This is a genomic window from Micromonospora polyrhachis (assembly GCF_014203835.1).
GTDB classification, from domain to species: domain Bacteria; phylum Actinomycetota; class Actinomycetes; order Mycobacteriales; family Micromonosporaceae; genus Micromonospora_H; species Micromonospora_H polyrhachis.
Genome location: NZ_JACHJW010000001.1, coordinates 5,844,656 through 5,865,754, shown reverse-complemented (window position 1 = coordinate 5,865,754; position 21,099 = coordinate 5,844,656). Strand labels below are relative to the sequence as shown.

Below are 21,099 nucleotides of genomic sequence, written 5' to 3'. Positions count from 1 at the left end.
CGACCAGCTAGGACAAGTGGCGCACATCTCCAGGCCGCCCCTGGACCTGGGCGCGGCCCTCGACTGGCTACGCGCCTTCCCAACCACCAAGATCCGCGAGTCAGTACCTAGACGAGCCGGGCGCCGCTCCTCGGACGACGTCGTCGAGGAATGCCTGGGTGGCTTCGACGATCGCCTTGGAGCGCGGGGAGTGGAAGATGTCGAAGGTGTGTCCAGCGCCGGGTAGTTCCGCGTAGACGACCGGGCTGGGCGAGCGGGTACGCAACCGCGCGACGAACTGGCGGGCGACCTCGACCGGCATGAGGGTGTCGTGCGTACCGTGCATGATCAGAAACGGTGGCGTGCCGGGTGAGACGTCGATCGCGGCGAGGTCGGGGTAGCCGCCGTAGAGCATGACGACGGCCTTGAGGCCGGGACTCGCCTCCGGGAGGACCGCCCGCGCGGCGAGATGGGCACCGGCCGAGCCGCCGGCAAGGACGATCCTGTTCGGGTCGGCACCATACCGGTGTGCGTGCGCACGTACCCAGGCAATGATCTCCCTGACGTCGGTGACCTGGTCGTCGCGGCTGGCGGCGGGGCTGAGCCGATAGTTGGCGCTGACGCACCACCAGCCGGACCGGGCCAGCTGGTAGATCAACGGCAGGGACTCCTGGTTCTTGCGGCCACCGACGAACCCGCCGCCATGCAGATGGATGAAGACCGGCCGGTTTCCCGCACCAGCGTGCCGGCGGCGGTAGAGGTCGAGGGTGTGGAGGTGGGCGTCGCCATACCGGACGTTGGCAGTCCGCTGCACGTCGAACCGGCGGCGCAGGTTCGGCCACAGCAGCATCCGCAGCACGGAAACGCGGGTCCGGGCTCGGGTAGGGAGCGGACCCCACTGCTCGGTCAGCGCACGGGTCAGGACGCGACCGGTCCGCAGCGCCCTGGCGACGAGGACGGCGAGCCCGAGCAGCGTAGGGAGGCTGATCGCGAGCGCGAGCCAACCGACGCTGGTGTCCAGGTCACCTTGCCCGGCTGCCAGCGCGGCGGAGCCGATCAGAAAATAGGCGGCAAAGATCGGAAGCTCGTTGATGAACCCGAGGTAGAAGAAGATGGTTGCCAGTGGTCGCGGTGCGCGACGCGCGGCGAACACCGCCAGGACGCACACCGCCGGCAGGGTGACGGAGGTCAGGTAACCCCAGGGCATCGTGGTTCACCCCACCGGGCCATGGCCGGTGGCTCCGACGATCGCCACGATCCTCAGGGTCCGGTGCCGGCGTCGGGACATCAACGCGAAGACGGCGGTGAGCACAACCAGGTCGAGGTCGGGCCAATCGCCGGTCACGTCGACGTGGATCGCCCCCCGGGGACGGGCTGGTATCCGCAACCGGATCCGGCAGCCGTCGCGGGTCAACTCGCCGCCGCGGTGTCCGGGATGCCAGCGGACCGGCCCGCCGGGGCCCGGCACGTGCGACTGCTGCGGGTGCAGCCGTACGGCCGGACTGTCGCCCGCGTGGGCGGTGACACCGATGCGGTGCCGGTCGGTCGGCCCGACGGTCCAGACCCGCTCGCCGATCCGGATCTCGGCCCGCCGCCACGTCCATCCCGTCCGCAACGTTGCCGCTCCGAAGGCAAGCGAGCCCTGTCGGTGTTGTACGAACATCCCGCTCATTTGCTGTGTCATGGGCCGAAGCATGCCGGTGGTCCGGGTCCGCCCACATCCGTCGCCGAGCGCCGCCGGCTCCTCCCGGAAGAACCGACGGCCCCTCCTTTAGTAGGTGGTCGCACCCTCCGGCCGCTCGGTAGCCTCCGGCGGTGAACGCGGTGAGCTGGACGAACATGCGGTCGAGGGTCGCCGCGACGGCGATATCGATGGTGGCGATCGGCGTACTCGTGGGTCTGATGGTGTGGACGACGACCCGTTCGGAGTCGCCCACGCTCGTCGGGCTTGATCTGGTGACTGCCGCGTTGTCCCTGGTGGTGACCGCGTGGATCGTGCGGCAGCCGATCGCGGGCGGTGTCGTGGCCGGTCTGCTTGCGGCGGTGTCCCCGGTGGCCACACCGGTCGCGAGTTTTGCCGCGCTGCAGACCGCACGGGTGCGGCCGTTTCCCCAGGCGGCACTGGTCGCCGCGGCCGGTGTGGCGGGGCAGGCCGTCCAGGGCCTCTGGCGGCCACCGGCTGGCCTGCCCTACCGGTGGTGGCTACTGCTCATGACGGCGGCGTACGCGGCGCTACTGGGCTGGGGCACGTGGGCGCAGGCCCGGCGCAAGCTGCTGGCGGCGCTACGCGAGCGGGCCCGCCGGGCCGAGCAGGACCAGCAGCACAAGGTCGCCGAGGCCCGGCAGGCCGAACGGGCCCGGATCGCCCGCGAGATGCACGACGTGCTCGCGCACCGGCTGTCGCTGCTCGCCACCTACGCGGGGGCGATCGAATACCGCCCCGACGCCGCACCACAACAGCTTGCCGCAGCCGCCACCGTCATTCGGGACAGCGCACACCAGGCGCTGGTGGAACTCCGCGAGGTGATCACGCTCCTGCGCAGTGACGACGCCGACGACGCTGATGCCGACCTTCCGGCGATGAAGTCGCTTGGCGACCTGCCCCGGCTGATCGGGGAGGCACGCGCCGCCGGCCAACCCGTCCAGGTCGACAACCCCCTTCCCGCAACTGAGCCACCGCAGCAGATCGGTCGCACCGCGTACCGCATCGTCCAGGAGGCGCTCACCAACGCCCGCAAGCACGCCCCCGGGCAAGCGGTGCACCTCCGGCTCACCGGTGGTCCCGGCTCGCGCCTGACCATTGAGGTACGCAACCAGACCGTCGCCGGCAGCCCCTCGGTCCCGGGATCGGGCACCGGGCTGATCGGTCTGGCGGAACGGGTGGCGCTATCCGCTGGTGGGCTGGAGCACGAGATCGACGCCGCCGGGCAGTTCCGACTCTCCGCCTGGCTACCGTGGCCGGCATGACAACGATCCGGGTCCTGATCGTCGACGACGATCCGCTCGTCCGTGGTGCGCTCGCGATGATGCTCGACGGCGCGAACGGCATCACGGTCGTCGGCGAGGCGGTGGACGGCACGCAGGCGATGGCGGCGGTCGACCGGCACGCCCCCGACGTCGTACTCATGGACATCCGGATGCCCGGTATGAACGGCATCGCCGCGACCGAACGTATTCGTCGCCGTCCTCGGCCACCGGAGGTCATCGTGATGACCACGTTCGACACCGACGACCACATCATCCGAGCCCTGCGGGTAGGTGCCAGCGGGTTCCTTCTCAAGGACACCCCACCGGCCAGGATCGTTCAGGCGGTCCAGGCGGCGTCAGCCGGTGAGCCGTTCCTGTCCCCAGCCGTGACCCGCCGGCTCATGCAACACGTGGCCTCCGGCGCAGCGTCGTACGAACGAGCACGCGCCACGCTCGCCGCCCTGACTCCGCGCGAACGCGATGTCGTCATCGCCATCGCCCGGGGCCACTCCAACGCCGACATCGCCACCGAGCTGGCGATGAGCCTGACCACCGCCAAGGCCCACGTCTCGAACATCCTGACCAAGCTCGACCTGACCAACCGCACCCAGATCGCTCTCCTCGCCCAGGAGGCCGGGCTCATCTAGCGGCCCGTCGTGGGCTTCGCGGCCGGGTCAGCAGCCGCAGGTGTAGTAGAGGATGTCCCAGTGGCTGCTCTCTCTGGTGTAGAGGTTGCCCGCCGGGGACTCGTACTGGTGGCCGAAGCCGGCAATGTAGCCGAGGTAGGTGTAGTTGGCCGCGATGTAGTCCTGCACGCAGGCGCTCAGTCTGATGTCCACCTTGTAGCCGTTGGAGTGGCTGTAGCCGAGGCCCGGGTGGCCGGTTTCAGTGGCTCCCGTGATGGCGACCGCACACCCACTGGCCTGCTGGAACGTGATGATGCCGGCGATCACGGCCGGTCGGATCCTCTCGAACGAGGTGCAGATCGACAGTTCCTGGTCGTTGCAGCCTCCGGTGGAGGTCCAGGGAATGCCGGCGGCCTGGAGTTGGGACGTGGCCTCGGTATGGCTGATCGCGTGCGCTGGGCTGGCGTCGGCGAGGACCCCGAGGGACGCGGGAAGCGCAGCACCGAGCGCGGCGAGAGTCCGGCGGCTGAGGATACGACGAATCAACGACATGGGACCTCCGAATCCCGGCTTCGGGTAGATGTTCGACGCGTGTTGGCCGGGCCTGGACTAGGTCCGCGGCACACTTCACCCCATCGCGACAGACAGCTGACGAGGGTCACCACCGCCCCTCGAACGAGGAGCACTTCGCGCGATCATCACGTTACCGGCGGCTAGTTCCCGGTGTCACCGCAATGGCCACGAACCTCGCGGTTTCCAACGAGGAGCACGGGGCGGTGCAACGCGAAACCAGCCGGACAGTCAATCACCGAACGTATCTGTCAGATCACGGGCAGATGGCGATCTCTCAGCGTTGTGACAGTTAACGTCCCGGGCAGTTGACCGAGTCGGCGCAGGCGGCGAGGTCCGCCGGAAGGCCTTTGGCTGCGCCCGATCGTCCCGTTCATCCCTCTACGGCAACGACACCATCGTCGACCCGCCCCGGTACGGCCACCTCAGCAACCACGACCCCCGGTACGAAATCGTCTACATCCGCGATGCCGCACACGGACTCACCGACAGTTTCGTCTATCGACTCAGTCAGGACGGTCGTACGGACACCGCCACCGTCACGATCCGCCTGAAGGACTGAACCACCACCCAGGGCGGTGGGCGGCGAGCAGATCCTGCTCGGACCTCGATCCGGGGGTAGCGGCGAGCAGAGACGACAACACGACATCCCACAGATCTACGTATTCGCGATCATCGTTCAGCTTGAGCATTGGGGCCGGCGGAGGCGCTTCCGCCGGCCCCTTCCCGTGGCAACGCCGGAGCCGGAGCCGGAGCCGCCGCCTTCCCGAGTCCCCAACGAGAGGAGCAGCGATGCGAATCCACCTTCTCCGGAAGGTCGCGCTCGGCGCGGCAATGATTCTGGCGAGCACGTCATTGGTCGGAGTCGTCACCGCGTCCCCGGCCCAGGCCGCACGCCCCGGTTTCCAGGCACCGTTCCCCTGTGGCGAAACCTGGGGTGGCAACACCCGCTCCGGGCACGGCTGGGCCATCGACTTCAACTACGGTGCCGGGGCAGACGACCGGGGCAAACCGGTGCTCGCCGCCGCATCCGGTACGGTCACCGGCTCCGGCGTCTACAACGACGGCGTCTCCTATGTCATCGTCGACCACGGTGCCGGCTGGTCGACCCGATACCTGCACATGGAGGTCAGCAGCCTGGCGCCGACCGGCACCAGGGTGAACATGGGAGACCAGGTCGGCCGGGTCAGCGACGTGGGATCGCCCGGGTCGTACCACCTCCACTTCGAGGAACGGCTCGACGGCGTACGACAGCCAGCCGTCTTCAACGGCGTGTCCTTCACCTACGTCGACTTGCCAGCACGCAGCTATATCACCAGTGAGAACTGCGGGCGGGCCACCACACGGCACGACCTCTCCGGAGACGGCACACCCGACGTCCTCGCGGTCCGGGCAGACCACCAACTCATGCACTACCCCGGCGGCAATGGTTGGCTCGACTCCACCAAGGCCCGATCACTCGGTGCCGGCTGGGACGCCATGGGTCTGATCACCACCACCGATCTCAACAGCGACGGGCACACCGACGTCATCGCCCGGAAGGACGCCGACGGAAGCCTCTGGCTCTATCCCGGCAACGGCACCGGCTGGCTCGACTCCACCAGGGCGTACCCCCTGGGTAGCGGCGGCTGGAACGACATGGACCGAATCTCGGGGGTCGGGGACTTCAACGGCGACGGCACCAACGACCTGCTCGCCCGCCGCACCAATGGCACCCTCTGGTTCTATCCCGGAACCGGCGCTGGGTGGCTCGATTCCACCAAGGCCCGCTCGCTCGGTGCCGGCTGGGACGCCATGAGCTTCGTCATCGGCGTCGGCGACCTCAATGGTGACGGGCACGTCGACGTCGCCGCCCGCAAGGATGCCGACGGAACGCTCATGTTCTATCCCGGTAGCAGTAGTGGGTGGCTCGACTCCACCAAGGCATATTCCCTTGGCGGCGGCTGGAACGGCTTCACCGAACTCGTCGGCATCGGTGACCTCACCCGTGACGGCAACGACGACATCCTCGCCCGCAACACCGACGGCACCCTCTGGTGCTACCCCGGCACCGGAGCTGGGTGGCTCAACTCCAGCAAGGCGTACCCTCTCGGCCCCGGCTGGAACGACTACCGCCTGGCCCCCTGACGCGGCACGTGCCCACATCGGCTCGGGTCGGGGCAGACTCCCGACCCGAGCCACCCGTGCCGGTCGAACCACGCATCGAGCCGCCGCCGCGAGGTAGCACAGTGCGCCAAACATCCGTGACCGCCGTACTACCCGAGCAGGGCCGGGTGCGCTACCGTGCCAACGTGGAGTCAGTCCAAACGCGACAGGCGCGCACGCCGGATCCCGGAACCGGTGCGCAGCCGACCGATGTTTCACCGCGGCCGATGCCACAGGGCGGTGACAGTGTCTCCCTGAGCCTGCCGGAGCTGCGTAAGACCATCTCGCAGGCGAACGATGTCACGAGCGAACTCGACCAGGCCCGCAGTGCCTGGGCTGGCGACACCAACGAGCCACAGCAGGCGATCGGCCTACGCGAGGCTAACCAGGCGTACGTCAGCATGCAGGATGCGTGGTTCGACGAAATCGGCGTCTACATGGAAGCACTCTCGCTGGTGCACGACGGCCTACAGCGTGCCGCCAACTCCTACGACGACACCGAGAACGCGGCCACCCGGGCCCTTGGTCGGGAGTTGTCGTAGCCGTGGCGACCGAGGCCCAGCTCGAGGAAATCATCAAGGGCATCGAAGCCCAGTCCACCGAACTCAAGGCCGCCAGGCCGAACCTGACCGCCAGACGGAACGCGATGCTGACCAGCATCTACACCGTTCTAGGGATGCTGGTTCGTCCGCCGGGTCGCCCCAAGCAGCTGGACGACCTCGCGGATGCCTTCGGTCGGCTCGGCGGGCAGGTCGAGAAACTCGTGGACAATGTCGAAGTGATCGCCCGGAAGCGGTTGCCCGAACTGTGGGAGAGCTCGGCCGGGTTGTCGGCTCGCGAGGTGGTCAGCGCCACCGGCAAGCTCATGGACCGCACCCAGCCGGCGATGAGAATGGCGGCGAAAGCGCTGCGCGAACACGCGGAGCAGGTACGGGAACTCGCCGGTCAGCATGAGCGCCGCTACAACCGGCTCGTCAACGTGTACAACGAGACGGCAGCCGCCGACAGCCGGGAAAAGTTGAAGGACCTGGCCGAACGGGCACTCCGCCTCTTCGAGCTCAACCAGCAGGTCTACCGGAACAGTCTCAAGGCTAACGACAAGCTCATCAAGGAACTCAAGGAAGTGCAGCGGCGTGCCGTCGCACAACGGTTCGAGGGCATGGGCGCGGTGAACGCGGTGCTGCTGGCAACCGCGACGAAGGGCGGCAAGTTCAAGACCATCCTCACCGAGGACGAGGCCAAGAAAGCAGCCGATCTGCGCAAGAACCTGTCTCCGGAGGAGAACGCGCGCCTCAGCGCCCTGCTGTCCGCCGCACCCACACCGGAGCACCAGGCCTACCTGCTCAAGGCATTGGCGAACGGTTACAGCCTGGACGCGGTCGGGAAGTTCGCCGAACAGATCAAGAACAAGTCGCCGGAGTGGCTCGCCAATCAACCGAACCTCATCACGCCGGTCGCCAAGCCAACCTCCGACAACCAGAACAACAACAACCAGAACAACAACCAGAACCAGAACGCTACCGATCCGAACGCGACCAACCAGAACGCCAACGACCAGGGCCAGCAGACCCCGCAAGGCGGTCAGAATCCCGCTGGCTCGTCAAGCCCGTCGAGTTCCCAACCGGGTGGCTCCGACCCGTCCGGGCAGGATCCGAACAACACCGGCAAGAGCGGCAACGACACTGGCAACACCACCGGTCAGAACGGCAACACCACCGGCAACACCTCGGACCAGTCGCAGCAGCCGGACGGCGACCCAACCGGGGGGATCAGTGCTCGGGCCAACCCCTACTGGTCGGACATGGCAACCGAGAACCCAGAAGGCATGGCCAACGGGCTCAACAAGCACTCGTCCGAACTCGGCACCACGTACGGAGCACGCGAGGTCGACCGCAGCGACAACGACTCGGTGAAGACCGCCCTCAAGGATTCGGTGGCCGCAGTCGACAAGGGGCACAGCGTTCCGGTGCGGATCGGCGAAGGCGATTCCCAGGAGTGGATGCTGCTGATCGGGCGCGACGGCGACGAGCTCATCTTCGACAACCCGGAAGGCAAGGTCGTACGGGTCAAGGAGGACGACTTCCTCAACGGCTGCATGGGCGACGACAAGAAGTCGGCCGTCTCGAGTGTGGTGCTGCCGAAGGACACCGCCAAGGCGACCGCTTCGGCGTAAAGGCTCGCCCCGGGCCCTGCCGCATCCGGGGCCCCACCACCGGGCGCAATGGTGTTTGTTCCGGCCAGACCGGGGCATCCAGGGCCTCATGTACGAGGTGCGGCAGCTCATCGGCGGCACGTGGGGCGCGGACGGGGACGCGGGCCAGTTCGTGGTGGTCGATCCCGCGGACGACTCCCCGGTCAGCCGGGCCCCGATAGCCAGCGAGGCGGCCGTGGCGGCGGCGGTCAAGGCCGCCCGCGCGATCGCCCCGAGCTGGGCCGGCACTGCGGCGGCCGAGCGCGGCGCACTCCTGCACCGGGCGGCGAACGCCGTGGAGGCCGCGATCGACCAGCTCGCCACGGTGCAGACCGCCGAGATGGGGCGGCCGATCGGGACGGCCCGGGCCAGTGTCGAGGCCGCCGTCGGGACGCTTCGACAGTACGCCGAGTTGGGGCCACTGCATCGGGGCCGGGCCCTGGCCGGCGCCCCGGAGGCGATCGACCTGATGGCCGTACAGCCCCGGGGGGTGGTTGCGGTGATCACGCCCTGGAACGATCCGGTGGCGGTCTCCTGTGGCCTGCTCGGCGCGGCCCTGGTCACCGGCAACGTCGTCGTCTACAAGCCCAGCGAGCGCACTCCGGCCACCGGTTGGCTGCTGGCCCGGGTGCTGGACGAACACCTGCCACCCGGCGTGCTGACCCTGCTCACCGGGGACGGCCGGGTAGGGGCGCAGCTCGCCGCCCAGGAGGTGGACGTGGTGGCCCATGTCGGCTCCACCCCCACCGGCCGGGCCATCGCCGCCGCGTGTGTCCGGACGTACGCCAAGGCGGTGTTGGAGAACGGCGGCAGTGACCCGATGATCGTGGACGCCGATGTCGACCCGGAGTGGGCGGCGGAACAGGCCGCGCTGGGCGCGTTCGCCAACTCGGGGCAGCTCTGCGTCTCGGTCGAACGGATCTACGTACACCGGGCGGTGGCCGAGCCGTTTCTTGGCGCACTGGTCCGGCGGGCCGAGGCGATGCGGATGGGATCGGGTCGGGACCCGGCGACCGACCTCGGACCGTTGGTCGACCGGCGGCACCGGCAACACGTGGCGGCCCAGGTCCGGGCGGCGGTGGAGGATGGCGCACGGCTGCGCTGCGGCGGGACGGTTCCGGAGGGACCGGGAGCCTTCTACCCGCCCACGGTGCTCGCCGACTGCTCCGACGGCATGACGGTGATGCGGGAGGAGACGTTCGGTCCGGTCGCCCCGGTGCTGACCGTGGCCTCCTTCGACGAGGCGCTGTCCCGAGCGGCGCGGTCGACGTACGGGCTGGCGGCGACCGTACTCACCGGATCGATGAGCAACGCCCAGCGGGCCTGGCGAGAGTTGCCGGTCGGCACGGTGAAGATCAACGCAGTCTTCGGTGGGGCTCCCGGCGGTGCCGCGCAGCCGCGCCGAGGCAGCGGCCAGGGATTCGGGTACGGCCCCGAACTGCTCGACGAACTGACCGTCGCGAAGGTGGTGCACCTCGGTGCCCCGGGCGGCCCGGTCGGGCACTGGTGACAGCGCCCGACCGGCGGTGGGCCGTACCCGTCGGGTCAGCGCCGCCCGCGCGCCTTCGCGGTGGCCCGCGTGTTGGCCTTCTCGATCGCGCTGACCAACTCGGACTTGTTCATTCGAGAGCGTCCCTTGACGTCCAGCTTCTTGGCGATGTCCATCAGATGGTCCTTGCTGGCGTTGGCGTCCACACCACCAGCGGTGGGCGCCCGACGAGCCGGACCACCGCCGGCCGCCTGGGCGTCGCTGGGCCCCTTGCGTCCCTTCGGCTCCCAGTGGTCGCCGACCTTCTCGAACGAGTGCTTCAACGACGCGAAGGCGGTCCGGTGCGACCGTTCCCCCTCGCCGTAGGTCTCGACGGCCGAGTCGTGTGTCTTGACCCAGGTGTCCTGGGCCTTCTTCGGGGAGCGCTGCACGGTGCTCGGTAGTGACTCGCGACCAGGCATGTTCATCTCCTCCGTTTCCGTGCCGACTGCATCGGTCCTGTCTTGACCCGTTCCCTCAGCCGCCACCGGCAAACCGGTAGCAGGGCGTTTGTCCGGTTCATCCCTGGGGTACGGCGGTCTCGCGGGTCACACCCCCGCAGCGGCGAGGGGAGCGGAAATGGCACACGAGGCAGATCCGGACACTGCGGACGAGACATGGCGGCAGCACCTTCCTCGCCGGTTACGGCAGTTGCGCTGGTCCACCTGGCGTGGCGTGCTGGTCCGCAGCGTGAAGGGTTTCTCCGACGACAACTGTGCCGACTGGGCCGCCGCGCTCACCTACTACGGGGTACTGGCGCTGTTTCCCTCCGCCATCGTGGTCGTGGCACTGGTCGGTCTGGTCTCCAACGGGGAACAGACGATCGACACCATCATCGACCTGGGCCGGGACATCGGTGCCGGTTCCGTGGTGGCGAGTGAGGGCTTCACCAGCGCCATCAAGGAGGTGGTGACCCAGCAGAGTTCGGCGAAGGTACTGCTCAGCTTTGGTCTCATCGGTGCCCTGTGGTCCGCGTCCGGATTCGTCGGAGCGTTCACTCGGGCCTCCAACGCGATCTACGGCATCAAGGAGGGGCGGCCGTTCTACAAGTTGCGTCCGCTCCAGCTCGGCATGACCGCCGTCGGCCTGATCCTGATGGCGGTGGTGGCCACCCTGCTGATCGTCAGCGGGCCGGTCACCAACGCGGTAGGCGATGCCCTCTCCCTCGGCGACGCGCCTCGGATGGCGTGGACGGTCGCCAAGTGGCCGCTGCTGGTGGCCATCATGATGCTGCTGCTCTCGCTGCTGTTCTGGATCGCGCCCAACGTCCGGCAGCCCCGGTTCCGGTGGCTCACCGTCGGCGGTCTGGTGGCCCTAATCTCCTGGGGGGTCGTCTCGTACGGCTTCGGCCTGTACGTAGCGAACTTCGCCTCCTACGACGTGACGTACGGCAGCCTCGCCGCCATCATCGTCTTCCTGGTCTGGCTCTATCTGTCCTGCTGCGCCCTGTTGTTGGGCGTCGAAATCAACGCCGAGCTGCAACGGGGGCGAGCCATCCAGGCCGGCGCCGAGGACCCGACGGAACCTGTGCTGCAACCGAAGGAGGCAAAGGAACCACCCGCGTCCTGAACCGGGCGCGTCGGACCGGAGAGGTGTTTACCCGGACTACCGGAGGGTAGGGCAATAGACATGGAACGGGGTAACAGCAAGCACGGACCGAGGCTCGATGACGAGATGAGCCGGGAGGTCAGCGGTACGGTGCAGGGCACCACCGGCTCGCGAGCCCAGGAGTGGCGCCAACCTGAACCGGCCGGCGAGGACCAACCGGACGCAACCACCGTCCTCAACACCGAGACCCGCAGTGGCGCCCCGTGGGGCATGACCCCGCTGGAGGTCGAGCAGCGCAGTCGGCTGGGGCGGTTCATCAGCCTCTCCGCGTTGCCTGGAGACCGGGAGAGCCTGTGGCGTAACGCGCAGGAGAACGAAGCTCCCGAGGACCTCCTCGCCGAACTCGCTCGCCTCCCCTCGGGCGTCGAGTACCAGACGGTCTCCGAGGTCTGGGCTGCGCTGGGCCACGAAAACGAAACCCAGCGCTGGTAGGGACGCCGCCACGGGGGTAACAACCAACCAAGGCCGGTCCGGTCACCCCGGTCGGGCCGGCGGACGAAGGAGGAACCAATGAGTGGGGTAACCGAATCTGTGGACGTTGCGGTGCCGGTGCGTACCGCGTACGACCAGTGGACCCAGTTCGAGGAGTTCCCCCAGTTCATGGAGGGGGTCGAGGAGATCCAGCAGATTTCCGACACCATGACGCACTGGAAGGTGGAGATCGCTGGCGTCAAGCGTGAGTTCGACGCGCGAATCACCGAACAGATCCCGGACGAGCGGGTGGCCTGGACCTCCACCGACGGCACGAACAACGCCGGGGTGGTCACCTTCCACCGGCTCGACGACAACCACACCCGGGTCACCGTGCAGATGGAGATGGAACCGCACGGTATGGCGGAGAAGGCCGGCGACAAGCTCGGTCTCGTGGACCGTCGGGCCAAGGCCGACCTGATGCGGTTCAAGGAGTTCATCGAGGGTCGCGGCACCGAGACCGGCGCCTGGCGCGGCAAGGTCGAGCAGCATCACTGACCTGCGACAAGGTCGAAGCAGCATTGACCTGCGACAAGGTCGAGCCAGCAGCATCGACCGCAGCCCGAGCCGACAGCACGCCGGTGGCCGGCGGAGACTTTCTCCGCCGGCCACCGGTCTGTTTGCCGCAGTTTGCCGGCATACTGTCCGGGTACCGCAGTAGGTATGACCGACAACGATGGCGCGGTGTGGCGCGACGAGGAACGACTCCCGCTCAGCGAACTGGAACGCGCGATGGCCAGCCCGGCGGCGGACGGCGAAGTCGACGACGCCACGGGCAACGACGCCGGGGCAGAGTCCGCATTCGGTCACGGCCCGGAAGCCGCCGACGAACGACCGGACCGGACCGCCAAGGGCCGAGAGATGACCGACGACCAGCGGGCGTACCGGCCCTCGACCACGGGCCGCACAGGCCCCCACTGAGGGCTCCGGGTCTGTCCGCCGACCCTGTTGGCTACGTGGGGTTGCGCACGCCGGATCGCTCGGTTACCACAGCCACCTCGGGACGGGCCCGCTGATTCGACGCGGCGTAGACGGCGAGCAGGAGCAGTAGGGACAGTGCCAGCAGGGCCGGCCCCAACACCTCGACGTCCACCCGGCTGATCAACACCCCGATCCCGCCCGGTACGAGCGCACCGGCGGCACCGGCGACCCCGATCTGAAGCCCGATAGCCCGGTCGGCGTGCCCTGCCCCCACCCGCTCAACGGTGGTCAGGGTGAGCAGCGGAAACACCGGCGCGGCCCCGAAGCCGACGACGGCCAGACCGACGACGGCGAGCCAGCCGGGTCCGGGCAGCGCGACGAGCACCGCGCCGAAGGCGATCCCGAGCAGGCTCCACCAGAGCACCTGTGTGCTGCCCACCCGCTCGGCCACCAGACCCTGGACGACCCGGCCGAGGAAGAGGCTGCCGTAGTATCCCGACACGCAGAGCCCAGCTGCCGTTGCCCCCATCCCCCGACCCTCGGTGAGCAGCAGGAACCCCCAGAGTCCGGCACCCAGTTCGATCGAGACGTACGCGGCGAAGGCCAGCACCCCGAACCAGACCGCGGGTAGCCGCAGGGTGTCCCGGGCCCGCGGTGCGGAAGCTGCGCCGGAGGGCACCTCTGCTGGCAGCGTTCGACGCCGGCCGGCCGTCCAGGCTCGTACGGTGAACACGAAGGCCAGCGCCAACGCCACCTGGGCGACGGCCACCAAGCCGTATCCCCACCGCCAGGTGAGACCGGTGCTGATCGCCGAGGTCATGATCAGTGGTCCGACCGCGACGCCGAGCCCGAAGAACGCGTGCAGCCAGTTCATGTGCCGGGGGCCAAAGGCACTGGCGGCGTAGGCGTTGAGGCCCGAGTCGATCGCGCCGCTGCCCAGCCCCAACAGCACGGCGAAGCCGATCATGACGAGGAGTCCAGGGGTCAGGGCGTACCCGGTCAGGGCAAGGCTGGCCACCGCGGTGCTGCCGGCCAGCAGCCAGCCCACCCCCAGCCGGGCGATGCTGAAACCCGCGGCGATGCTGGAGGTCAGATAGCCGGTGGTACTGGCGGCGAGTAGTAGGCCGACCGCCTCGGTGGGCACAGCGAAGTCCGACCGGATCGATGGCCAGCCGACGCCGATCAGGCCGTCCGGAAGGCCGAGGCTGACAAAGGCCAGGTACGCCAGGAGGAGCAGGGAGAAACGAGGCTGCCGGGTGTGCATGATCGTTGATCCTTCCGGACCAACCAGTGGCCTGCCAATGCTGATGGTGCTGTCCGCCACTATCAGCGGCACAGTGCCGTGAGGGCTCTCACTTGCCGCTTAGCGCTACCAACCCGGACAGAGCAGTCAGGTTCGTCCGATCGGCTGACGGCAACCCACCGAATCCGGAGGCAGACTTTCGGAATGCATCAGGCTTCCGGCTTCCTCTCCGCGCGTCAGCGCCGCTGGGCCTGGCTCGGCTTCGTGTTGACCGCGCTCCAGGCCCCCGTCTCCGCCCGACTGCTCAGTGACGACTCGTGGTTCTTCAGCGTCTGCGTGGCGTTGATGGTGGCGACCGTCATCATCGCCGACGACGCTCGTCGCCGCCGCCCGGCCGACGCGCGTTCCGCCGAATAGACCGCCGCCTGGCATGAATCGACCGTTCAGTGGCGAGGCCGCCCGTCGTACCGCCGACAAGTCGGCCCGGGCCGCGCTCACCGACCTGATGGCCTCGGTGGGCACCCCCGGGCTCTCCGCCGCAGCACGCCGGCCGGGCCTACAAGCCACCCTCGACCAGCACGCCGCCAGCATTCGGGACAGTCTCGATGGCGACCGGCGACCGATCGGCGCGGTGCGGCTGGCCGGCTACGCCGAAGGCGTACGGGAGGCTGCCGCCGACAACGGCTGGCACCTGCCGGTCGAACCGATCGAATGGGCCGACGCCGACTGGATGCTGCTGCGACTACTGGCGGTCTGCGATCTGGCCCAGCGGTCTGGCGCTGTGGCCCGCGTCGGACGCCACTGAGATCTCGCATTGCATGCCGATGCCCTCGATCCACTGGATCGAGGGCATCGGCACACCATCGGCAGATCGATGCTCGGGCTTGGGTTACCGTTCGCAGATCGCCTGCTCGGGCTACCGTTCACAGATCGACGCTCGGGCCCACTGTCGTCTGATCAGCGGTTTCCGGTGCCCGGCTGGTCGTGTCGGGCACCCCCGCCGCCGGGCATCCGTGCGGGTTCCTCGGCGCGCGGCAGCACCTGGGTCGGACGGTCAGCCATTTGACGTTCGACATCCCCACGGCCGGCCGAGTACGCCTGGTTGCGTTCCCGGATCGTCTGCGACTCGTTGGCAGCCCGCTGCAACCAGCCCTCCCAGCGCTGCTGCATCGGCCGGACCAGCCCACCGCCGACCCCGACGATGAGGATCCCGGCTACGGTGGCGAGCACCGCGATGAGAACCGGTGTGGTGACCGTGGTCGCGATGCCCACCTGGTTGAGGGCGGCGATCACACCGAGCGCGATGATGAAGACCGATGCCAGGTTCGCCAGGAGTCGGCCGTAGGTGAGCCCACCCAACGCGCCGGTGATGAGATCCCGTACCGCGCTGGCGATGGCGGCGGCCACGACCACGATCACGATGGCGACAAAGGCACGGGGCAACCAGGACACCACGCCTCGGATCAGGTCACTGATCGCGTTTGGCCCCCAGATGCCGAAGGCGAACTGCAGGGTGAACAGCAGGATCGCGTAGTAGGCGAGCTTGGCAAGGATGTCGCTGGCGTCGTACCGGGTGCGTTCCATGGCCCGCCCGACACCGCCCCGCTGCACGGCACGATCGAACCCGACCCGTTCCAGCGCCTTGTCCACGATCTTCAGCACGAAGCGTGCGACTATCCATCCGACGATCAGGATCGCGACGAACGCGATCGCCCGTGGAACGAACAGCAGCACCGTCCGCCACATGTCCATCAGCGTGCTCCCGATGTCGGCCTGCCTGACCGCGAGAGTTCCGGGCATGGTCGTCCCCCTATGACACTTTGACCCAACCGGCGCCGCATACCCCTCCGCAACGGAATCAACCGGCGTCGCGGCCCGAAAATGCTGCCGTCCAAAACCGAGCACCCGATCCCAGACACGTGTCGGCCGGGGCGATCAGGGGCGATCCGGTCATTGATCAACATCGCCCATCATCCCGCCAGTTAGGCTGCTGACATGCCAGGCACGGTGGGGCGAGGCCCCGCAACACCCATCGGGCCGTCCGGCAGCTCCTCGTCGCCGGGTGACCCAAACCCACTGGATGACGATTATCGATGGTCGGAAACCCCCCTCGGCCCCCGAAAGTTGTGGGATCCCACCCTGCGAGCCGTCGTCGACCTCGTACTCTCGTCGCCGGTGGCGATGGCACTCGCCTACGGCGACGACCTGACACTGATCTACAACGACTGCTGCGCCGAGCTGCTCGGTTCCCGACACCCGGCCGCGTTCGCGCAGCCCGCCGCGCAGATCTTCGCCGAGACGTGGCGAGCGCGGGCGGTCGGCGACATCATCCAGCGGGTCTACCGCACCGGGGAACCCTTCCTGGAACGGGAAACCTCGCTACCGCTCCGCGCTACCGCCGGCCGGGCCGATCAGGCGATCTTCGTACGGGGACACTGCGCCGTACGGGACGACGCTGGCCGCGTCATCGGTGTCCTGACCGTGGCCGCCGAAACGACGCAGATGACCCAGCAGCTACAGAGCCTGAGCGAGCTGAGCACGGCCTTGGCCGGCACCGTGACCCTCGACGACGTCGCCCGGGTGGCGCTACGCCACGCCGTCAACTCCTTCAACGCCGACCAGGTCGCGTTCGGCGTCGACGACGGCATGGGCTGGCGGCTGGTCCGACGGGTTCGTGGCGACGTACTCGACGAGGCCGATGAGCGTCTGCCACCACTGTGGCGGCGTCACCCGACGGACTCCCCCGCCCCGCTGATCGTGGCCGCCCGCGACGGCGTACCCGTCTATACCAGTGACGGGCAGCCGCTGCGGGACACCGCAACCGACCGGCACGACGAGAAGGTACGGGCACTCGCCACGCTGCCGCTGCGTACCGCCTCGTTGCACGGCGCACTCACCCTCGGCTACCAGACCCCGTACCCCTGGCTGCCGGCCGAACGGGCACTGCTCTCGGCCTGGGCAGAGCTGGTGGCACAGGCCGCCGAGCGGGCCCGACGCTTCGAGACCCAGCACGGCACGGCGCAACTCCTCCAACGCAGCATGCTGCCGGAGAACCTGCCGGAGCTGCCCCGACTACGGATGGCGGCCCGCTACGCCCCCGGCGTGGACGGCAACGCGGCCGGCGGCGACTTCTACGACGCGTTCACGTTGCCGGACGGTCGGCTCGCCGTGGTCCTCGGCGACGTGGCCGGACACGACGTACGGGCCGCCGCCCTGATGGGGCAGGTACGGGCCGCGTTGCGAGCCCTCGCCCTCGGCGAGCCGGACCCGGCGATCGTCCTGCGTGGGCTCGACCGGTTGGTGACGAGTCTGGGTGCCGAGGCGCACAGCGACGAACTCTTCGTGACCGTGGTGTACGGCGTCATCGATCCCGCGACCAATGAGCTGACCCTGGCCAGTGCCGGGCATCCCGCCCCGCTGCTCCGTCGGGGCAAGCCTGGCGAACGGCCGGCCGCCACGTACGTGTCGGTACCGCCCGGTGTGCCGTTGGGTCTGGACGGTCGACGAACCACCAGTACCGTCGACTTCCTGCCCGGTGACACCCTCCTGCTCTTCAGTGACGGCGTGGTCGAACGTCGACACCGGGACCTGTCCGACGGGCTGCGGCGGTTGTCCACGGCGCTCGCGACAGCGACCGGCGGTGATCCTCGTACGCTCTGCGCGGTGGCCACCTCGGCGGTGCCCGGTACGACGGAGGACGATGTGGCGGTGCTCGCGGTGGAGCACGCGCGGACCCCCAGTCGGTCGGCGTCGATGGCGGTACCGGCGGAGCCGACCGCGCCGGGTCGGGTCCGGCGCTGGATGACCGCCCAGCTCACCGCCTGGCAGGTGCCCGAGCCGATGATCGGCGCGGCGGTGCTGTGTGCGAGCGAGTTGGCCACGAACGCCCTTCTGCACGCCGGTACGGCGGCCCGGGTGGAGATCGACCTGAGTTCGGAGCGGTTGCTGGTGTCGGTGGCGGACAGCGGCACCCGGGGAACGGTGACCCGGGCACGTACCGACACGCTCAGCAGTCGGGGACGGGGACTTGGGCTGATCGAACAGCTCAGCGACGCATGGGGTACGGATCCGACGGTGCGGGGGTCGACGGTCTGGTTCGAGATGCTGCTTCCCGGTTAGGAAGGGCTCCTTCCGAGGCAGAAAGCGACAAGAAGGGGCCTTCCTGACCTGCGAGCGGGGTGGGTTGCCGAAGCGGCAGGGGTTACCGCGGGGCCGGGGTGGGGAATCCAGCTTGTTGACGAAGGAGGCAGACTAATGACCACACCCTCGACTTCGAGTACGGCCTGGCCGGGTATGCCGGGTATGCCGGGTGGGACTAACCTGCCACCCGGACCGGGCGGTCAGCCTTCGATGCCCAGCGGCGACGGTGGGCTACACATGGGGCGTCCCACGGTCACCATGGCGTCCTATCCTGACTACCCATCCGCCCAGCGGGCCGTGGACTTCCTTGCGGACAACAGGTTTCCCGTCGAGCACACCGCCATCATCGGCACCAACCTGACCCTGGTGGAGACGGTGCTCGGGCGGATGACGACCGTGAAGGCGGCCTTGGCCGGTGCGGCCACCGGTGCCTGGTTCGGTCTGTTCATCGGGCTGCTCTTCGGCATCTTCGCCACGGCGAACTGGTTCGCGGTCATCATCGTGGCGCTGCTGATCGGTGCGGTGTGGGGGGCGGTCTTCGGTGCCATCGCCCATGCCATGACCGGTGGCCAGCGGGACTTCTCCTCGACCAGTTCACTACGAGCGGGCCAGTACGCAGTCACCGTCGACACTGACTTCGCCGACCAGGCCCGGCAGTTGCTGACCCGGATGAACTGGCAGGCGGCACCAACCGCGCACTAGCTCCCTCAGCGGCAGCGGTGCGGCTACGGCTACGGCTACGGCTACGGCTACGGCTGAACGAGCTGCCGTTGGGAAGGAACGAACAGGTGCCCGGGGCGTTGATTCGCCCGGGCACCTGTCCATGTCGGCGCGTCGTCGTGGTCCATGTCCCGGCTCGACAGGTCGTCACGGACGAGGCGATCGACCGTCCGTGTGCGGCACCCGGGCGGCGGGAACGACGCCCAGCCGACCGGCCTGGTAGTCCTCGAACGCCTTGATCAACTCGTCCCGGGTGTTCATCACGAACGGGCCGTAGTGGGCCACCGGCTCCCGGATCGGCTCCCCACCCATCAGGTAGAGGTCCAGCTGCGGGGTGTGGCTGTCCTGCTGACGGTCCGCGGCGAAGCGCAGGGCGTCACCCGGCCCGTGTACGACGAGCTGGCCGGTGTGCACCGGCCGCCGGTCGGGGCCGACCGTACCGCGCCCGCCGAGCACGTAGAGCAGCGCGTTGAAGTCGGGACGCCAGGGCAGCTCCACCTCCGCACCGGGCTGGACGGTGACGTGGCTGATCGTGATCGGGGTGTGGGTGGAACCGGGTCCCCGATGGCCGGCGATCTCCCCGGCGATCACCCGGATCAGGGCACCACCGTCCGGGCTGGTCAACAGGGCGGATTCCTTGCCTCGGATGTCCTGGTAGCGCGGCGGGCTCATCTTGGCCACCCGGGGCAGGTTGACCCAGAGTTGCAGGCCGTGGAACAGCCCACCGCTCATCACCAGGTGCTCCGGCGGCGCCTCGATGTGCAACAAGCCACTGCCGGCTGTCATCCATTGAGTATCACCGTTGGTGATCGTGCCGCCGCCACCGTGCGAGTCCTGGTGGTCGAAGATGCCGTCGATGATGTAGGTGACCGTCTCGAAGCCCCGGTGCGGGTGCCAGGCGGTCCCCTTGGGCTCGCCGGGCGCGTAGTCCACCTCGCCCATCTGGTCGAGGTGGATGAACGGGTCGAGTTCCCGCATCGGCACCCCGGCGAAGGCGCGCCGGACCGGGAAACCCTCGCCCTCGTAGCCGCTGGGGGCGGTGGTCACCCGCGTCACGGGACGGTAGTGGGTGGTCGTTTGGTCCAGTTGGGGCAGCCGAGGCAGGACCAGGACATCCTGGACGGTGACAGCAGGCATGGCGGTCGCTCCTAGCGGTTCGAAAGGTCGGATGCTGTGGTGGTGGGGGCGCCGAGTCGCCGGCCGAGTCGCTCGAAGACCCGGGTCAGGCAGGCAACCTCCGCGTCGTCGAGGTCGTCCATCAAGTGGGTACGCACCGACGCGAGGTGATGCGGGGCAGCCTCGCGTAACGCGAGCAGGCCGGCGGCGGTCAGCACCGCCTCGCTGCCCCGGCGGTCCCCGGGACAGGACTGCCGGGCTACCAGCCCCCGCCGCTCCATGGCGGAGACCTGGTAGGTCAGCCGACTCGGCGAGAAGATCAGGCGATTGGCCAGCTCGCCCATCCGTAGCCGCTGACCGGGGACCTCGGAGAGCAGGACCAGGACGTGATAGTCGGCGAAGCTCAGCTCACTGGTCGCCCGCAGGTCCTCCTCCAGGCGGGTGAGCAGCCGCTGACTCGACTCGATGTAGGCGCGCCAGCAAGCCAGCCGCGCACTGTCCAGGCTCTCCGTCATGCCTCGACACTAGCAGTTATTTCAAATTCGAAGCACTCATCGGCGTGAGGCGGTGATCACGCCTGCTGCCTCGAATCACGCACTCTTGGAACTTTTAAGAATTCGAGTGGATTGGGTAGTTGTCGCCCCAGGGCCCACCCGAGCGAGCGAGGGTCACGCGGAGACCGCGAAGATCCCGGCTACGCCGAGCAGGACCATGACCAGCACCGCGACCAGCGCTCCCCGTTCACTCTCCACCGGCTTTTCTGCAGGGTTCACCTGGGGGTTGGTCGTCTCCGGGGGCATGCTGGCCTCCTCGCCACTGGTTCGTTCCGGGATGTCGGGGGGCACGTCTTCTCCGGACGCGCCAGGTCGCCTCG

Annotated in this window: 23 protein-coding genes; 14 read left to right on the top strand and 9 right to left on the bottom strand. The window is 68.6% G+C overall.

Going from position 1 to position 21,099, the window contains the following annotated elements; all coding sequences use genetic code 11:
* Window positions 1–100 precede the first annotated feature (100 nt).
* Together FHR38_RS25985 and FHR38_RS25980 are read right to left on the bottom strand one after the other, a co-directional pair.
* A complete protein-coding gene (locus FHR38_RS25985) occupies window positions 101–1,186 on the bottom strand; it encodes an alpha/beta hydrolase (protein WP_184537122.1) in 1,086 nt (361 codons plus the stop codon).
* 6 nt (window positions 1,187–1,192) lie between these two features.
* A complete protein-coding gene (locus FHR38_RS25980; RefSeq protein WP_184537120.1) occupies window positions 1,193–1,663 on the bottom strand; it encodes a hypothetical protein in 471 nt (156 codons plus the stop codon).
* A 131-nt stretch (window positions 1,664–1,794) separates the two neighbouring features.
* Here FHR38_RS25980 and FHR38_RS25975 point away from each other — a divergent pair, with 131 nt between their 5' ends.
* Entirely contained in the window at window positions 1,795–2,946 is a 1,152-nt protein-coding gene (locus FHR38_RS25975) for a sensor histidine kinase (protein ID WP_312882410.1), read from the top strand.
* On the top strand, window positions 2,943–3,593 hold the full coding sequence (locus FHR38_RS25970) for a response regulator (protein WP_184537118.1): 651 nt from the start codon (window positions 2,943–2,945) through the stop codon (window positions 3,591–3,593). The genes FHR38_RS25975 and FHR38_RS25970 overlap by 4 nt, the downstream gene beginning before the upstream one ends.
* Before the next feature lie 27 nt (window positions 3,594–3,620).
* Here the strand turns inward: FHR38_RS25970 and FHR38_RS25965 are convergent, their stop codons facing one another.
* Window positions 3,621–4,124, bottom strand: a complete 504-nt coding sequence (locus tag FHR38_RS25965; protein ID WP_221449189.1) for a hypothetical protein — start codon at window positions 4,122–4,124, stop codon at window positions 3,621–3,623.
* 810 nt (window positions 4,125–4,934) lie between these two features.
* Between FHR38_RS25965 and FHR38_RS25960 the strand changes: the two genes are divergently transcribed.
* The 4 genes from FHR38_RS25960 to FHR38_RS25945 all read left to right on the top strand — a co-directional run bounded on the left by FHR38_RS25960 (window position 4,935) and on the right by FHR38_RS25945 (window position 9,988).
* Complete coding sequence (locus tag FHR38_RS25960) at window positions 4,935–6,269, top strand: FG-GAP-like repeat-containing protein (protein WP_184537116.1); 1,335 nt, start codon at window positions 4,935–4,937, stop codon at window positions 6,267–6,269.
* Window positions 6,270–6,514: 245 nt separating this feature from the next.
* Window positions 6,515–6,829, top strand: coding sequence for a hypothetical protein (locus FHR38_RS25955; protein WP_184537114.1), 315 nt, complete (start codon window positions 6,515–6,517; stop codon window positions 6,827–6,829).
* A gap of 2 nt (window positions 6,830–6,831) precedes the next feature.
* Entirely contained in the window at window positions 6,832–8,460 is a 1,629-nt protein-coding gene (locus tag FHR38_RS25950) for a hypothetical protein (protein ID WP_184537112.1), read from the top strand.
* A gap of 88 nt (window positions 8,461–8,548) precedes the next feature.
* Window positions 8,549–9,988: an aldehyde dehydrogenase family protein gene (locus tag FHR38_RS25945; RefSeq protein WP_184537110.1), complete on the top strand. Its 1,440-nt coding sequence runs from the start codon at window positions 8,549–8,551 to the stop codon at window positions 9,986–9,988.
* A gap of 35 nt (window positions 9,989–10,023) precedes the next feature.
* On the opposite strand, the gene FHR38_RS25940 is transcribed toward FHR38_RS25945, so the two are convergent.
* Window positions 10,024–10,428, bottom strand: coding sequence for a ChaB family protein (locus FHR38_RS25940; protein ID WP_184537109.1), 405 nt, complete (start codon window positions 10,426–10,428; stop codon window positions 10,024–10,026).
* Window positions 10,429–10,585: 157 nt separating this feature from the next.
* Here FHR38_RS25940 and FHR38_RS25935 point away from each other — a divergent pair, with 157 nt between their 5' ends.
* The 4 genes from FHR38_RS25935 to FHR38_RS25920 all read left to right on the top strand — a co-directional run bounded on the left by FHR38_RS25935 (window position 10,586) and on the right by FHR38_RS25920 (window position 13,006).
* Entirely contained in the window at window positions 10,586–11,575 is a 990-nt protein-coding gene (locus FHR38_RS25935; protein WP_184537107.1) for a YihY/virulence factor BrkB family protein, read from the top strand.
* A gap of 60 nt (window positions 11,576–11,635) precedes the next feature.
* Entirely contained in the window at window positions 11,636–12,046 is a 411-nt protein-coding gene (locus FHR38_RS25930) for a DUF2795 domain-containing protein (protein WP_184537106.1), read from the top strand.
* Between the two features lie 78 nt (window positions 12,047–12,124).
* Window positions 12,125–12,583 (top strand): SRPBCC family protein, encoded by a 459-nt coding sequence (locus FHR38_RS25925; protein ID WP_184537105.1) that lies wholly within the window; start codon window positions 12,125–12,127, stop codon window positions 12,581–12,583.
* Between the two features lie 165 nt (window positions 12,584–12,748).
* A complete protein-coding gene (locus FHR38_RS25920; protein WP_184537104.1) occupies window positions 12,749–13,006 on the top strand; it encodes a hypothetical protein in 258 nt (85 codons plus the stop codon).
* Between the two features lie 31 nt (window positions 13,007–13,037).
* On the opposite strand, the gene FHR38_RS25915 is transcribed toward FHR38_RS25920, so the two are convergent.
* Window positions 13,038–14,270 (bottom strand): MFS transporter, encoded by a 1,233-nt coding sequence (locus FHR38_RS25915; protein ID WP_184537103.1) that lies wholly within the window; start codon window positions 14,268–14,270, stop codon window positions 13,038–13,040.
* Window positions 14,271–14,453: 183 nt separating this feature from the next.
* On the opposite strand from FHR38_RS25915, the gene FHR38_RS25910 reads away from it, so the two are divergent.
* Both FHR38_RS25910 and FHR38_RS25905 read left to right on the top strand, forming a co-directional pair.
* Entirely contained in the window at window positions 14,454–14,666 is a 213-nt protein-coding gene (locus tag FHR38_RS25910) for a hypothetical protein (protein ID WP_184537102.1), read from the top strand.
* 13 nt (window positions 14,667–14,679) lie between these two features.
* Window positions 14,680–15,054: a DUF6401 family natural product biosynthesis protein gene (locus FHR38_RS25905; RefSeq protein ID WP_184537101.1), complete on the top strand. Its 375-nt coding sequence runs from the start codon at window positions 14,680–14,682 to the stop codon at window positions 15,052–15,054.
* Between the two features lie 152 nt (window positions 15,055–15,206).
* Here FHR38_RS25905 and FHR38_RS25900 read toward each other — a convergent pair whose 3' ends face one another.
* Window positions 15,207–16,049, bottom strand: coding sequence for a mechanosensitive ion channel family protein (locus FHR38_RS25900; protein ID WP_184537100.1), 843 nt, complete (start codon window positions 16,047–16,049; stop codon window positions 15,207–15,209).
* A gap of 195 nt (window positions 16,050–16,244) precedes the next feature.
* Between FHR38_RS25900 and FHR38_RS25895 the strand changes: the two genes are divergently transcribed.
* Together FHR38_RS25895 and FHR38_RS25890 are read left to right on the top strand one after the other, a co-directional pair.
* On the top strand, window positions 16,245–18,368 hold the full coding sequence (locus FHR38_RS25895; RefSeq protein ID WP_184537099.1) for an ATP-binding SpoIIE family protein phosphatase: 2,124 nt from the start codon (window positions 16,245–16,247) through the stop codon (window positions 18,366–18,368).
* Window positions 18,369–18,503: 135 nt separating this feature from the next.
* Window positions 18,504–19,091 carry a YflT domain-containing protein gene (locus FHR38_RS25890; RefSeq protein ID WP_184537098.1) on the top strand — a complete coding sequence of 196 codons (588 nt, stop codon included), beginning with the start codon at window positions 18,504–18,506 and terminating at the stop codon, window positions 19,089–19,091.
* 165 nt (window positions 19,092–19,256) lie between these two features.
* Here the strand turns inward: FHR38_RS25890 and FHR38_RS25885 are convergent, their stop codons facing one another.
* The 3 genes from FHR38_RS25885 to FHR38_RS25875 form a co-directional block, all read right to left on the bottom strand.
* The gene (locus tag FHR38_RS25885; protein ID WP_184537097.1) at window positions 19,257–20,246 is read right to left on the bottom strand and encodes a pirin family protein; all 990 of its coding nucleotides are present in this window, start codon (window positions 20,244–20,246) and stop codon (window positions 19,257–19,259) included.
* An 11-nt stretch (window positions 20,247–20,257) separates the two neighbouring features.
* Window positions 20,258–20,740 (bottom strand): MarR family winged helix-turn-helix transcriptional regulator, encoded by a 483-nt coding sequence (locus tag FHR38_RS25880; protein WP_184537096.1) that lies wholly within the window; start codon window positions 20,738–20,740, stop codon window positions 20,258–20,260.
* Between the two features lie 153 nt (window positions 20,741–20,893).
* On the bottom strand, window positions 20,894–21,070 hold the full coding sequence (locus FHR38_RS25875; RefSeq protein ID WP_184540513.1) for a hypothetical protein: 177 nt from the start codon (window positions 21,068–21,070) through the stop codon (window positions 20,894–20,896).
* Window positions 21,071–21,099 lie beyond the last annotated feature (29 nt).